This is a genomic window from Roseateles saccharophilus, from assembly GCF_004342485.1.
GTDB lineage: Bacteria > Pseudomonadota > Gammaproteobacteria > Burkholderiales > Burkholderiaceae_C > Pelomonas > Pelomonas saccharophila.
Genome location: NZ_SMBU01000008.1, coordinates 186,433 through 200,059 on the forward strand (window position 1 = coordinate 186,433; position 13,627 = coordinate 200,059).

Genomic DNA, 13,627 nt, shown 5'->3' on the forward strand with positions numbered 1-13,627 from the left:
TAGTCTGCGGCGCTTCTGCTCCGTCAACCTGGCCGCCGATGAACCCCTTCCCGCACATCTCCCAAGAACTCGGCGCGCTGCTGGCGCGCTCCGGCCTGAAGCCGCTGCAACTGGGCGGGCGTGAGCTGCTGCCCGTCGTGCAGGGCGGCATGGGTGTGGGCGTCAGCGCCCAGCGCCTGGCCGGGGCCGTGGCCGCCGATGGCGGCATGGGCACGATCAGCTCGGTGGACCTGCGCCGCCTGCACCCCGACCTGATGGAAGCCACCGAAGGCTGCAACGCCGGCGAGGAGGCCAAGCGCCGCATCAACGAGGCCAACCTGACCGCGCTGGACCGGGAAATTGCCGGCGCCCGCGAGCGCTCGCAGGGCCGCGGCCTGGTGGCGCTGAACGTGATGCGCGCCGTCAGCGAGTACGCGACCTCGGTCCGGCGCGCGCTGGCCGCGGGGGTGGACGCCGTCGTCGTCGGCGCCGGCCTGCCGCTGGATCTGCCCGACCTGGCCCAGGACCATCCCAGCGCCCTGCTCATCCCCATCCTCAGCGATGCGCGCGGCGTGCAGCTCATCGTTAAGAAGTGGGAGCGCAAGAAGCGCCTGCCCGACGCCATCGTCATCGAGCACCCGCGCCTGGCCGGCGGCCACCTGGGCGCAGCCCGCATCGCCGACCTGGACGACCGCCGCTTCGATTTCGACCAGGTGCTGCCCGCCTGCAAGGAGTTCTTCCGCAAGGCCGGCCTGGAGCGCGACATCCCGCTGATCGCGGCCGGTGGCGTGCGCAGCTTCGAGGACATCCAGCGCCTGCAGGCCCTGGGCGCCGATGCGGTGCAGCTCGGCACGCCCTTCGCCGTGACGACCGAGGGCGATGCCGACCCCGAGTTCAAGCGCGTGCTGGCCGAGGCGCGCGATGAGGACATGGTCGAGTTCACCAGCGTCGCCGGCCTGCCGGCGCGCGCGGTGGGCACGCCCTGGCTCAAGACCTATCTGCGGCTGGAGGAGAAGCTGCAGTCCGTCGCCCAGGTCAAGCAGCGCTGCACCAAGGCCTTCGACTGCCTGGCCCAGTGCGGCCTGCGCGACGGCCTGAAGGATTGGGGCCAGTTCTGCATCGACAACCAGCTCGCCGCCGCGCTGCGTGGCGACCTGAAGAAGGGCCTGTTCTTCCGCGGCAGCGGCACCCTGCCCTTCGGCAGCCAGATCCGCAGCGTGCGCGAGCTGATGGAGAGGCTGCTGACGCCGGCCCCCGCGCTGGCCTGAACCCGCCCCCTGCCGAACGGCAGGGCCGGGCCGGCAAAACTAAACTCCTGGCTTCACCTCAGAAAAGGTCCTGGCCATGGACACCCGCACCTCCGAAACCCGCCTGCGCATCGAGCGCATGCGCGACGCACTGATCTCCCAGGGCCTGCACGCCGTGCTCGTGCCCTCCAGCGACCCCCATCTTTCCGAATACCTGCCCGGCCGCTGGCAGGGCCGCGAATGGCTGTCGGGCTTCACCGGCTCGGTGGGCAGCCTGGTCGTCACGCGCGAGCGCGCCGCGCTGTTCGCCGACAGCCGCTACTGGTCCCAGGCCGAGGCCGAGATCGCCGGCAGCGGCATCCAGCTCGAAAAGATGAGCTCGGGCGCGTCGACCCAGTACATCGACTGGATCGCCAAGACCCTGCAGCCCGGCCAGGTGCTGGCCGTGGACGGCCAGGTGCTGGGCCTGTCGCTGGCCAACACGCTGCGCGCCGCGATGCAGCGCGCCGGCGTCACGCTGAACACCCATGTCGACCTGCTGCAGGCCGCCTGGGACGACCGCCCCGGCCTGCCCGCCGACGCCATCTACGAACACCAGCCCCCGCAGGCCGTCGTGTCGCGCGCCGACAAGCTGGCCCGCGTCCGCCAGGCCATGGCCACGGTCGGCGCCAGCCACCACCTCGTCTCCACCGTGGACGACGTGGCCTGGCTGCTGAACCTGCGCGGCAGCGACGTCGAGTGCAACCCCGTCTTCATCGCCCACCTGCTGCTGGACCCGCAGGGCGGGCGCCTGTTCGTCGGCGACGCCAAGGTGCCGGCCGACGTGGTGGCGCGCCTGGCCGCCGACGGCATCCAGCTCGCGCCCTACGGCCAGGCCGCCGCGGCCCTGGCCGCGCTGCCAGCCGGCGCGAGGCTGCTGATCGACCCGCGCCGCGTGACGCTGGGCCTGCGCGAGGCCGTGCCGGCTGCCGTCGGCGTCGTCGAGCAGATCAACCCCAGCACGCTGCTGAAGAGCCGCAAGACCGCCGCCGAGGCCGAGTTCGTGCGCGAGACCATGGCCCAGGACGGCGCGGCCATGTGCGAGTTCTATGCCGAGTTCGAAGCCTCCCTGGCCCGCGGCGAGCGCTGGAGCGAGCTGGACATCGACACCCGGCTCAGCGCCGCGCGCCGCAAACGCCCGGGCTTCGTCGGCCTGTCGTTCTCGACGATTGCCGGCTGGATGGCCAACGGCGCCCTGCCCCACTACCGCGCCACGCCCGAGTCCTTCGCCTACATCGAAGGCGACGGCCTGCTGCTGCTCGACTCCGGCGGCCAGTATCTCGGCGGCACGACCGACATCACCCGCGTTTGGCCCATCGGCACCGTCAGCGCCGCGCAGAAGCGCGACTACACCCTGGTGCTCAAGGGCACCATCGCGCTGTCGCGCACGCGCTTCCCGCGCGGCACGCTCAGCCCCATGCTCGACGCCATCGCGCGCGCGCCGCTGTGGGAGCACGGCCTGGACTACGGCCACGGCACCGGCCACGGCGTCGGCTATTTCATGAACGTGCACGAAGGCCCGCAGAGCATTTCCAAGGCCATCGCCGAGCCCGCCATGGCGATGGAGCCCGGCATGATCACCAGCATCGAGCCGGGCCTGTACCGGCCGGGCCAGTGGGGCGTGCGCATCGAGAACCTGGTGCTCAACGTCGCCCTCGACACGCCCGAGAACAACGCCTTCGGCGAGATGCTGGAGTTCGAAACGCTGACGCTCTGCCCCATCGACACGCGGGCCATCGACGCGAGCCTGCTGCGCGCCGACGAGATCGCCTGGCTGAACGACTACCACGCCACCGTGCGGGCGCGGCTCCAACCTCTGGTCAGTGGCCCGGCACTGGACTGGCTGATGGCGCGGACCGAGCCGCTGCCGGCCTGAGGGCCGGATAGCGCCACACCAGCGCCGCGCTGGCCAGCAGCATCAACAGCACGGCGCCGAACAGCGGCGCCGCGCTGTCCGCCCGGCCCATGAAGGGCGCGACCAGCTGCGTGCCCAGCGCGCCCGCCGCCAGCAGGGCCAGCACCAACAGCGCCGTGGCGCGGCCCATCTGCGCGGGTGGCAGGGCCAGCGCATCGCCAAAGGTAGCCGGCCCGCGCAGGGCCAGCGCACCGCAGAAGCAGACCCAGTAGGCCAGCACGACGCCATAGGGCGGCTGCTGCCAGAGCAGTGCTGCGCCCAGCGCCAGCCCGCAAGCCACGATCTGCACCGCGCAGCCCCACTGCACGATGCGCGCATGCCCCAGCCGCGCGGCCAGCCGGCCGGACTGGGTCGCGCCCAGCATGAAGGCACCCACGCCGCACACCTGCAGCCCCGCGAAGGCCGCCGTGCCCAGGCCCAGCGTGTGCGCAAGCAGCTGCGGCGCGCTGGCCAGGAAGCTCAGCAGCGCGCCTATGCACAGCGCATGCGACGCGGCCAGGCGCAGATAGCTGCGATTGCGCAGGATGCCGCGGTAGCCCTCGTCGTGCGCGAGGTCCAGCCCCGGCAGGCGGCGCGGCGCGATCTTGACGACCCAGGGCAGCAGCAGCAGGGCCAGCGCCGCCAGCAGCCAGAACGTGCCGCGCCAGCCGATGAAGGGCAGCAGCAGCGCGCCCAGCACCGGGCCGGCGGCCGGCACGATGGCCTCGACCATGGAGATGGCGGCAATGCCGCGCACGACGTCGGCATCCCCCAGCGTGGCGCGCACGACGCTGGGCGCCACGACCGTGGCCGCCGCGGCCGACACGCCCTGCAGCAGGCGCAGCACCAGCAGCATCTCGATGCCGGGCGCCAGCGCGCAGCCCAGGCTGGTCAGGGCGAGCAGCGCCAGGCCCAGCTCGATGCAGCGGCGCGGGCCGAGGCGGTTCAGCAACTCGCCCCACAGCAGCTGGGCGCCGGCCAGGCCGGCAAGGTAGACGGCGATGGTGGCCTGGGCCAGCGGCACGCTGAGCCCCAGGTCGGCCTGCAGGGCGGGCACGGCGGGCAGGTAGAGGTCCATCGCGGCCATGCTGACGCCGGTGACGAAGGCCAGCGGCAGGATGGTGCGTATGGAGGCGGACGATGGCATGAAGGCCCTTGTGCAGAGAGGGCGCCCTTGTTCCATCGCCCTCGCCGAGCGTGGCGGAGGCGCTTGAGGCCTCCGTCGCAGCACCCCTCGGCAGGGACGGCGCCGCGGCGTTCGATGCCGACGCGGCGCGCGGCAGATTCTACGGACCAGTCAGATAAGTTGTGAACCTAAGGCAACGCTGAACAAGCCCCTCGCGCACAGCGCATCCCTGCTTTGGGCGGTCTGCGGCGTTGCAAATCCTCGCCGTAGCCTGAGCTACGGCTGCGGTTTGCGCCTTGCAGCCCATCCCAAACCAGGGCGTGCTGCATCGCGGGGACTTATTCAGCGTCGCCTTAAGCTCCGGCCATGGATCAAGTTGAAGTTGCCGTCATCGGCGCCGGCGTCGTCGGCCTCGCCATCGCGCGCGAGCTGGCCCTGCGCGGGCGCGAGGTGGTCATCATCGAAGCGGCCGGCGCCATCGGCACCGGCATCTCCTCGCGCAATAGCGAGGTCATACACGCCGGGCTCTATGACCCGGCCGGCAGCCTGAAGGCGCGGCTGTGCCTGCGCGGCAAGGCGCTGCTCTACGACTACTGCGCGGCGCGCGGCGTGGCGCACCGGCGCTGCGGCAAGCTCGTCGTTGCGACGACCGAGGCGGGCCTGGCCCGGCTGGCCGGGATTGCCGAGCAGGGCGCGGCCAACGGCGTCGACGACCTGACGCTGCTGGACCGCGCGCAGGCCCTGGCCCTGGAGCCGGCGCTGGCCTGCGCCGGCGCGCTGCTGTCGCCCTCCAGCGGCATCGTCGACAGCCATGGCCTGATGACGGCCTTGCTGGGCGACGCGGAGCATGCCGGCGCGACGCTGGCGCTGGCCAGCCGCGTCGGCGGCGGCACGCGCGAGGGCGATGGCTGGCGGCTGCGGGTGGACGACTACGAGCTGGCTGCGCGCTACGTCATCAACGCGGCCGGGCTGTTCGCAGCAGAGCTGGCGCGATCGCTGGGCGCCGGCGTCGCAGCGCTGCGTTTTGCGCGCGGCCACTACTTCACGCTGGCCGGCCGGGCGCCGTTCAACCATCTGGTCTATCCGCTGCCGGTGGACGGCGGCCTGGGCGTACACCTGACGCTGGACCTGGGCGGCCAGGCGCGCTTCGGACCCGATGTGCAATGGCTGCCCGACGCCGATCCCGCCGCGCTGGACTACGCGGTGAACCCAGCGCTGGGGCCCATGTTCGAAGCCGAAGTGCGGGGCTACTGGCCCGGCCTGCCGCCGGGCGCGCTGCAACCGGCCTACAGCGGCATCCGGCCCAAGCTCACCGGCCCTGGCGAGCCGGCGGCGGACTTCCGCATCGACCGCAGCCTGCCCGGCCTCGTGAACCTGCTGGGCATAGAGTCGCCGGGGTTGACCGCGTCGCTGGCGATCGGGGAGCTGGTGGCCGAGAGCCTCAGCCCCTCTGCTTCGCGATGATGGCGTCGGCCGCCTTCTCGGCCTGCTGCAGCGGCTGGCTCAGTGCCTGCGTGCTGTAGGCCGGCGTGGCCGGCGCGGGCGTGCCGAGCACCGCGCCGCCGCTGTCGTGCGTGTCCACGCTCACGTCCATCGACAGGCCGATGCGCAGCGGGTGCCCGCGCAGCTCGGCCGGGTCCAGTGCGATGCGCACCGGCACGCGCTGCACGACCTTGATCCAGTTGCCGGTCGCGTTCTGCGCCGGCAGCAGCGAAAACGCGCTGCCCGTGCCGGGCGACAGGCCCAGCACGCGGCCGTGGTACTCGACCTTGCCGCCATAGGTGTCGGCCTCCAGCCTGGCCGGCTGGCCGACGCGGATGTTGCGCAGCTCGGACTCCTTGAAGTTGGCGTCCACCCAGAGCTGCTCCAGCGGCACGATGGACATCAGCGCCGTGCCCGGGATGACCCGGCCGCCCACCTGCACGCTGCGCTTGCCGACATAGCCCGACACCGGTGACACGATGGCGTTGCGGCGCAGCGCCAGCCAGGCCTGCACGTACTCGGCCCGCGCCGCCAGCACGCTGGGGTGCTGGGTCAGCGCCACGCCCTGCACGCCGGCGCGTGCGGCCTCGGCCTGGCGCCGAGCCACGTCGAGCGCGGCCTGGGCGGTCTTGACCGCCTGCTGCGCGTGGGCGATTTCTTCGGCCGGCAGCGTGTTGTCGGCGGCCAGCGGCTGGCGGCGGGCCAGGTCGTCCTGGGCGCGCTTCAGGTCCTGGCGACGCAGCTCGACGCTGGCCTCGTACTGCGGCACCCCGGCATAGCGCTCGCGCAGCTGGCGCACAGCCTGCCCCAGGCGGGCCTCGGCCTGGGCCAGCGCGACCTCGGCGTCCACCGTGTCGAGCTTCACGAGCTCGGCACCGGCCTGCACCAGCTGGGTCTCGTCCGCGCGGATCTCGGCGACGTTGCCGGCGACCTGGGACGACAGCGTCACCATGTTGCCGCCGACATAGGCGTTGTCGGTGGTCTCGCGCTTGGACAGCACCAGGGCCGAGTAGACGGCGTACAGCGCACCGGCGACGACGAACAGCGCCGTGATGCCGACGAGGGCCCAGCGGCGCTTGCGTTCGAGCGGGGCCTGATCGGGAGTGGGGGTGGACATGGTTCAGTTCCGGGAGATTTGCGTGGAGGCTTCGGCATGGAAGCCGCCGCCCAAGGCCTGCGTCAGCGCGACTTCGGTCTGCAGGCGCTGGCGATCGAGCTGCAGCCCGGCCTGGCGCTCGCGCAGCACGGCCAGGCCGGCCTGCACGGTGGCGGCCCGGTCGGCCAGGCCCTGGCGCAGGCGCGCCTCGCTGCTGCGCTGCTGGGCCTGCGTCAGCACTGTGGCCTCGTGCTGCTGGCTGGCCTGCGCGGCCAGCCCCTGCAGCGCAGCGGCGGCCTGGGCCACGTCGCGCACCGCGTCGAGCACGCGATGGTCGTAGTCGGCGATCAGCTCGTCGCGGGCGCTGCGCGCACCGCCGAGCTGGCCCTTCAGCGCACCGGTGGTGAACAGCGGCAGCGCCAGCGACGGGCCGGCGAAGAAGGTGCGGCTGGCGGTCTTCAGCAGATTGGGCAGCGTCAGCGAATCCAGGCCGACGGAGGCGGCGAGGTTGACGTCGGGATAGAAGGCCGCCCGCGCCGCCTCGACGCGGCTCATGGACGCCTCGACGCGCCAGCGCGCGGCCTGCAGGTCGGGCCGGCGGGCCAGCAGCTCGTAGCCGAGCCGCTGCGGCAGCATCGCCTGGCCGGTGGGCAGAGGGCGCGGCTGCAGCGTGGCGATCGCATCGTCGCCATGGCCCAGCAGTGCGCGCAGGGCCTCGCGCTGACCGACGGCGCCGGCCTCGGCCTCGGCGATGCGGGCGCGCAGCTCGGCGAGGCGGGCCTGCTCGACGCGTGCCTCGTCGGCCGAGGCCAGGCCATGCACGATGCGGCGGGCCTTGTCGTCGACGAGCAGTTGCTGCGCCGCGGCCTGCTCGCGCAGGTTGGCGGCCAGCGCCCACAGGCTCTGCAGCTCGAAATAGCTGCGCGCGACCGCGCCGCCCACCTTCTCACGCACCTGGACCTGCTCGGCCTCGCGGGCGAAGGCCTCGCCCGCCGCGGCCGCCACCTGGGCGCGGTTGCGGCCCCACAGGTCGAAGTCGTAGCGGGCCTGCAGCTTGACGCTGAATTCGTTGAAGCTGGCGCCGCCGATGGGGGGCGGCAACAGGCCGTTGGCCGAATAGTGCTGGCGGTTGGCGTCGGCCGACACGCCGGCCTCGGCGCCGGCCGCCGCGCGGCTGACGACGAGGGCCGACCGCGCCGCCTCCACACGCGCGGCGGCGGCGGCGAGCGACGGGCTGGCCTGCAGCGCACGATCGACGAGGGCATCGAGCTGGGCATCGCCATAGCTGGCCCACCAACGCTGCGCGGGCCAGGCCTGGGCGCCGGCCAGGCGGATGTCGGCAGGCAGTTCGGCCGGGGCGGCATCGGGCTGCGCGACAGCGTGAGGCTCGGGCGGGACGCTGGCGCAGGAGCACAACAGGACGGCCGACAACACGGCCACCAGCAGCGTCAGCGCGAAGCTGTGGTCGAGAGGATTCAGACGGGGTGGCATGCGCATCACTCCATGGCCGCGTGGGCGGCGGCGGGGTCGGTCTTGGCGTGTTGGGCCTTGGGCGGGCGGACCAGCAGCAGCATCGGGATGACCGCCAGCGTGACGATGAACATCATCCAGAAGTCGTCGATGTAGGCCAGCATCGAGGCCTGCCGCGTGATCTCGGCGTTCAGCAGCGTTGCGCCGGCCACGCCGCCGGCGCCGTAGACCGCGGTGACGGTCGGGTCCTGCAGCATCGGGTTGGCGATGTTGATGTGCTCGGTGATGGACGCGTGCGCGACCTGCACATTGCGGGTCAGGAAGGCCTGCACCAGCGCGATGCCCACGCTGCTGCCGATGTTGCGCACCAGGCTGTAGATGGCCGTGCCGTCGGCGCGCATCTCGGGCGACAGCGTCGCGAAGGTGGCCGTGCTCAGCGGCACGAAGACCAGGCCGAGACCGATGCCTTGCACGATGCCGGGCAACACGATGTCGCTGCGCGACAGCACCAGCGTGTACCGGCTCATCTGCCACAGCGAGAAGGCCGTCAGCGTGAAGCCCACACTCAGCAGCAGGCGCACGTCCACGCGGCCCACCAGCTTGCCGACGACCAGCATGGCCAGCATCGTGCCCAGGCCGCTGGGCGCCGTGACGAGGCCGGCCGTCGCGGCTGGGTAGCCCATCAGTCCCTGCAGCATGGACGGCGTCAGCGCCCGCGTCGCGAACAGCACCATGCCGACGATGGCGATGAAGAGCAGGCCGGTGACGTAGTTGGCGTTCTTCAGCAGCCGGTAGTCGAAGAAGGACTGCCCGGCCGGCCGCAGCGCCGTGTGGGCCGCGAAATAGGCGAAGCTGATGGCCAGCAGGATGGCCTCGACCCAGGTCTCGCGCGAGGCGAACCAGTCGTTCTGCTCGCCGCGGTCCAGCAGCATCTGCAGCGCGCCGATGGCGAGCGACAGCGTCGCGAAGCCGAACAGGTCGAAGCGCATCCGGCGCGCGGCGGGCGCGGCGGGGATGTATTTCCAGACGCCGTACAGCGCCATCGCGCCGACCGGCACGTTGATGAAGAACACCCAGCGCCAGTTGTAGGCGTCGGTCAGCCAGCCGCCCAGCGTCGGCCCGAGGATGGGGCCGATCATGACGCCCATGCCCCAGACGGCCATGGCCTGGCCGTGCTTCTCGCGCGGGTTGATGTCCAGCAGCACGGCCTGCGACAGCGGCACCAGGGCCGCACCAAACACGCCCTGGATGAAGCGCGCCCCCACGATCTCAGTCAGCGAGCCGGCCATGCCGCACAGCACCGAGGCGACCGTGAAGCCGCCGATGGACGCGAGGAAGATGGTCTTCTGGCCGAAGCGGTCGCACAGCCAGCCGGTCAGCGGCATCGTGATGGCCGACGCGACGATGAAGGACGTCAGCACCCAGGTGATCTGGTCCTGCGAGGCCGACAGATTGCCCTGCATATGCGGCAGGGCCACGTTGGCGATGGTGCCGTCCAGCGCCTGGATGACGGTGGCCAGCATGATCGACAGCGTGATCATGCCGCGGTGGATTTCGGGCTTGGCCGGCGCCGCGGCGCCGGACGTCAGCGTGGCAGCACTCACAGGCTGGCCTCGACCTGGGCCTGCAAGGCCTCCAGGATCTCGGTCGCGGCCAACAGGCGCTCCTTGTCGATGCCGGCGAACACCTGCCTGCGATAGGCATCGGCGACGGCCTTGACCTTGGCATAGATGGCCTGGCCGGCCTCGGTCAGCACGACATGCTTGATGCGGCGGTCGGTCTCGGACGGCACGCGCTCGACGAGGTCGGCCTTCACGAGGCGGTCTACGAGGCTGACGACGGTCGGCCCCTCGACGTTGAGCCGGTTGGCCAGCTCGATCTGCGACAGCGCCTCCCGGGCCTTGGCGATGTTGGCGATGGCCATCCAGCCGGCCTGGCTGACGCCGAGATCCTTCAGCCGGCGGTCCAGCGCCTGGCGCCAGATGCGCGTGGTGTTGTGCAGCGCCATCGAGAAGCGTTCTTCGGTGCTTGCCATGGGTGTGCCGGTTGAATTGCTGCCTACTTGTTTATTGGCTAATCATTAGCCATCTATCAAATTCTAGCGAATGCGGCGCCGGAAAGCAAAAGCCCCGCCGAAGCGGGGCTTGATCGGCCGGTCGCCCGGCGGCGCTCAGATCGCGAAGGCGGCGTCCGCGGCGGTCGTGATGCGCGGCCACAGCGCCAGGCCACCGCCCAGGCTCCAGGCTTGGGCATGGCCCAGGCGGCGCAGTGCCTGGGCGGCCTGCGAGCTGCGGTTGCCGCTGCGGCAGAAGAACACCACCGGCGTCTCGGCCGGCAGCGCGAGCCAGCGGGCCAGCGCGTTGGGCAGGCCGGACAGCGCCACGGCCTCGCGGCACACCTCAGCTTCCAGTTCGGGCGCCTGACCCAAGCGCTGCTCGTAGGGCTCGCGCACATCCACCAGCACGAGGCCTGGATGCTCGCGCGTCAGCTGCGACAGCGCGGCCAGGCACAGCTCGCTGGACGCCAGCGGGCAGCCGTCGTCCACGCGGGCGCCGCAGGCGATGGTCTGGTATTCGGTCAAGGCCAGGCTCTGCTCCCGCTGCGCCTTCGCAGCCGCGAAGCCGGCATCGTCCAGGCGGCCGCCGAGCACATCGGCCAGCAGCGGCTGGGCCGCACATTCCACCGCCAGCGTGCTGGCGAAGCGGTCGTCGTAGTCATGCCCAGGCAGCAGCAATGTGTGCGGGCCGACCACCTGCTCCAGGCGGCGCAGCGAACTGCCGTAGTCCTGTGGCGCGCTCTGCTCGAAGTCGCTGCGGCCCAGCGCGCCGGGCATCACGGTGTCGCCGACGAAGGCCAGGCGCAGGCCTAGGGTGTCGCGCAGCAGATAGGCCGTGGAGTCCTGTGTGTGGCCGGGGATGTGCAGGCGCGCGAGCCTCAGCGCGCCCAGCTCGATGGCGTCCGCGCCGCGCGGCCAGCCCAGGCCGTCGACATCGCCGCGCGGCGTCTGTGCGGCGGCCAGCAGCTCGGGCGCGGAGGAGGCGTGGTCGCCATGGCTGTGCGTGTCGAGCACGGCGGCCAGCGCATAGCCCTGGCAGCGCAGCCATTGCGCCAGGCGCTCGGTCAGCTCGGGCAACGGGTCGATGACGACGGCGCGGCGGCTGGCCGCATCGGCCAGCAGATAGCAGCAGGCGCCATCGACGACGAAACGCGTGAGCCCGTCGGCCGGCAGCGCATGGCCGGGTGCGTTCGGGTCCAGGCAGCTCTCGCGCAGCGACTCGCCGCAGACGCGGATGCGCGCGCAGGCCTCGTCGATGAAGGCGGCATCCGCCACCGGGCCGAACGACAACCGCACCGCGGACGCCGTCTGCCAGGCCGGCAGACCCATGGCCTCGAGCACATAGCTGGGCTGGGCCTTGGAGGCGCTGCAGGCCGAGCCGCCGCTGACGCGCATCTCGGCCGCGTCGAAAAGGTCCAGCAGCAGCTTGGAGCTGACGCCTGGCACGGCGAAGTTCAGCGTCGTCGGCAGGCAGAGTTCGGGCGGCGCATTGAAGACGAGGCTGGGGAAGGCCTGCTGCAGCGCGGCGGCCAGACGCTCACGGTAGCCGGCCAGCGTCGCGTGGTCGCGGAAGGCCCTGCCCTCCTCCAGCGCGGCCAGCACGGCGCCCAGCGCCGCGATGCCGGACATGTTCTCGGTGCCCGAGCGCAGCGCGCCCTCCTGGCCGCCACCGGCCAGCAGCGGCGTGAACGGCGCCCCCTCGCGCACATACAGCAGGCCGATGCCCTTGGGCGCATAGAGCTTGTGGCCCGAGAAAGGCGCGTAGTCGATGCGCCTCTCGGCCAGGCGCAAGGGCAGCTTGCCCAGCGCCTGCACGCCGTCCACCATCCACAGCGCCGGGCTGCCGGCCAGCGCGGCCGCTATGCCATCCAGGTCGCTGATGACGCCGGTCTCGTTGTTCGCCGCCATCGTGCAGACCAGGCCGGCGCGCGGCGCTTGCTCACGCAGCCAGGCGAGGTCGTGGCGGCCGTCGCGGCCGACGGGAATCGCCTGCACCTGCAGGTTCAGGCCCAGCAGCGCATTCCAGTGGCGCATCGCCTCCGGCACGGCCTTGTGCTCGGTGGCGCCGTAGAGCAGCAGCTCGGGCCGCTGTGGCCGTTCGCGCAGCGCGCTCAACGCGGACAGCACGGCCGTCTGTATGCCCTCGGTGGCCCCGCTCAGGAACAGCAGCTTGCCGCTGCCGGCGCCCAGCACGCGCCGTGCGCGGGCGCGCACGCCGTCCATCAGCGCCCTCGCCTTCAGGCCGGTGCTGTGGATGCTGCTGGGGTTGCCGAAGTCCTCGGCCATCGCGGCCAGGGCCGCTTCGCGCGCCTGCGGCAGGACGGGCGTGGTCGCGTTTGCGTCGAGATAGATTTCCATGATGCCGGTCCGCGCCGCCGTGGTTGCACTGCCCCGAATTCTGGCCGGCAACGGCGACAAATGGTTTGCTCTGTCCGGCTATGGATACGCCTGCATTTAGTATTCCATACCTCGTATCATCATCCAGATGAAATTGGATTCCATAGACATCAAAATCCTGGAAATCCTGCAGCAGGATGCAGAACTCCAGGTCGCCGAGGTGGCGCAGCGCGTGGGCCTGTCGACGACGCCCTGCTGGCGCCGCATCCAGAGGCTCAAGGAGTCCGGCGTCATAACCCGGCAGGTGGCCTTGCTGGACGCGCAGAAGGTCAATGTCGGCGTCACGGTGTTCGTCTCGGTGCGCACCAGCACGCACAGCCAGCAGTGGTTCGAAACCTTCAAGGCCACCGTGCAGGCCATCCCCGAGGTCGTCGAGTTCTACCGCATGAGTGGCGACGTGGACTATCTGCTGCGCGTCGTCGTGCCCGACATCGCCGCCTACGACCGGGTCTACAAGCGGCTCATCGCCGGCACCCAGCTTCACGACGTCAGTTCCAGCTTCGCGATGGAGGAGCTCAAGCTGACAACGGCGCTGCCGCTGGGCTACGTCAGCTGAGGCACAACGAAAAAGGCCCGGGAGCTTTCGCTTCCGGGCCTTCGTATTACTTGGGGCTGATGGAGATTGAACAGTTCAATGCAGGCCGCGCCAATGCTCACTCTGCGGCGTGTGGCACTTGAATGTTCCCCGATTTGTTCCCCTGCGCGCCTTTGAGCGGCCGACCCTCACCACGTACGTCGGCGTCGGCGTGTTATGACCGTCGCTGTCTGAGGCTTGCCAGGGCTTGATGTCCCAGGAACGTTGGGGGCGTTCGTGAGAACGCTGCCGCGGTCATCGCGGGAC

At 71.3% G+C, this 13,627-nt stretch carries 10 protein-coding genes and 1 riboswitch; of the genes, 4 read left to right on the forward strand and 6 right to left on the reverse strand.

Annotation, left to right across the window (positions count from 1 at the left end):
- Positions 1-38 precede the first annotated feature (38 nt).
- Positions 39-1,247 (forward strand): NAD(P)H-dependent flavin oxidoreductase, encoded by a 1,209-nt coding sequence (locus tag EV671_RS09455; RefSeq protein WP_132571058.1) that lies wholly within the window; start codon positions 39-41, stop codon positions 1,245-1,247.
- Between the two features lie 76 nt (positions 1,248-1,323).
- On the forward strand, positions 1,324-3,141 hold the full coding sequence (locus tag EV671_RS09460; RefSeq protein ID WP_132571059.1) for an aminopeptidase P family protein: 1,818 nt from the start codon (positions 1,324-1,326) through the stop codon (positions 3,139-3,141).
- Here the strand turns inward: EV671_RS09460 and EV671_RS09465 are convergent.
- Complete coding sequence (locus EV671_RS09465) at positions 3,086-4,306, reverse strand: MFS transporter (protein WP_132571060.1); 1,221 nt, start codon at positions 4,304-4,306, stop codon at positions 3,086-3,088. The two genes, EV671_RS09460 and EV671_RS09465, sit on opposite strands and share 56 nt — an antisense overlap.
- A 12-nt stretch (positions 4,307-4,318) precedes the next feature.
- Positions 4,319-4,401: riboswitch (S-adenosyl-L-homocysteine riboswitch) on the reverse strand.
- Between the two features lie 250 nt (positions 4,402-4,651).
- Between EV671_RS09465 and EV671_RS09470 the strand changes: the two genes are divergently transcribed.
- A complete protein-coding gene (locus tag EV671_RS09470; RefSeq protein WP_132571061.1) occupies positions 4,652-5,749 on the forward strand; it encodes an NAD(P)/FAD-dependent oxidoreductase in 1,098 nt (365 codons plus the stop codon).
- On the opposite strand, the gene EV671_RS09475 is transcribed toward EV671_RS09470, so the two are convergent.
- The 5 genes from EV671_RS09475 to EV671_RS09495 form a co-directional block, all read right to left on the reverse strand.
- On the reverse strand, positions 5,727-6,884 hold the full coding sequence (locus EV671_RS09475; RefSeq protein WP_132571062.1) for an HlyD/EmrA/EmrK family protein: 1,158 nt from the start codon (positions 6,882-6,884) through the stop codon (positions 5,727-5,729). The two genes, EV671_RS09470 and EV671_RS09475, sit on opposite strands and share 23 nt — an antisense overlap.
- Before the next feature lie 3 nt (positions 6,885-6,887).
- Positions 6,888-8,354, reverse strand: coding sequence for an efflux transporter outer membrane subunit (locus tag EV671_RS09480; RefSeq protein WP_132571063.1), 1,467 nt, complete (start codon positions 8,352-8,354; stop codon positions 6,888-6,890).
- 5 nt (positions 8,355-8,359) lie between these two features.
- Positions 8,360-9,937 carry a DHA2 family efflux MFS transporter permease subunit gene (locus EV671_RS09485; RefSeq protein WP_415840501.1) on the reverse strand — a complete coding sequence of 526 codons (1,578 nt, stop codon included), beginning with the start codon at positions 9,935-9,937 and terminating at the stop codon, positions 8,360-8,362.
- Complete coding sequence (locus EV671_RS09490) at positions 9,934-10,368, reverse strand: MarR family winged helix-turn-helix transcriptional regulator (protein ID WP_132571064.1); 435 nt, start codon at positions 10,366-10,368, stop codon at positions 9,934-9,936. The genes EV671_RS09485 and EV671_RS09490 overlap by 4 nt, the downstream gene beginning before the upstream one ends.
- A 135-nt stretch (positions 10,369-10,503) precedes the next feature.
- Positions 10,504-12,747 carry an aminotransferase class V-fold PLP-dependent enzyme gene (locus tag EV671_RS09495; RefSeq protein WP_132571065.1) on the reverse strand — a complete coding sequence of 748 codons (2,244 nt, stop codon included), beginning with the start codon at positions 12,745-12,747 and terminating at the stop codon, positions 10,504-10,506.
- A 133-nt stretch (positions 12,748-12,880) separates the two neighbouring features.
- On the opposite strand from EV671_RS09495, the gene EV671_RS09500 reads away from it, so the two are divergent.
- Positions 12,881-13,342: an Lrp/AsnC family transcriptional regulator gene (locus EV671_RS09500; protein ID WP_165917519.1), complete on the forward strand. Its 462-nt coding sequence runs from the start codon at positions 12,881-12,883 to the stop codon at positions 13,340-13,342.
- Positions 13,343-13,627: the final 285 nt, after the last annotated feature.

Excerpts from the sequence above, each read along its gene's own strand:
- EV671_RS09495 (WP_132571065.1), bottom strand. The coding sequence starts at position 12,747 with ATGGAAATCTATCTCGACGCAAACGCGACCACGCCCGTCCTGCCGCAG.
- EV671_RS09465 (WP_132571060.1), bottom strand. The coding sequence starts at position 4,306 with ATGCCATCGTCCGCCTCCATACGCACCATCCTGCCGCTGGCCTTCGTC.
- EV671_RS09480 (WP_132571063.1), bottom strand. The coding sequence starts at position 8,354 with ATGCCACCCCGTCTGAATCCTCTCGACCACAGCTTCGCGCTGACGCTG.
- EV671_RS09470 (WP_132571061.1), top strand. The coding sequence starts at position 4,652 with ATGGATCAAGTTGAAGTTGCCGTCATCGGCGCCGGCGTCGTCGGCCTC.
- EV671_RS09475 (WP_132571062.1), bottom strand. The coding sequence starts at position 6,884 with ATGTCCACCCCCACTCCCGATCAGGCCCCGCTCGAACGCAAGCGCCGC.
- EV671_RS09490 (WP_132571064.1), bottom strand. The coding sequence starts at position 10,368 with ATGGCAAGCACCGAAGAACGCTTCTCGATGGCGCTGCACAACACCACG.
- EV671_RS09460 (WP_132571059.1), top strand. The coding sequence starts at position 1,324 with ATGGACACCCGCACCTCCGAAACCCGCCTGCGCATCGAGCGCATGCGC.
- EV671_RS09455 (WP_132571058.1), top strand. The coding sequence starts at position 39 with ATGAACCCCTTCCCGCACATCTCCCAAGAACTCGGCGCGCTGCTGGCG.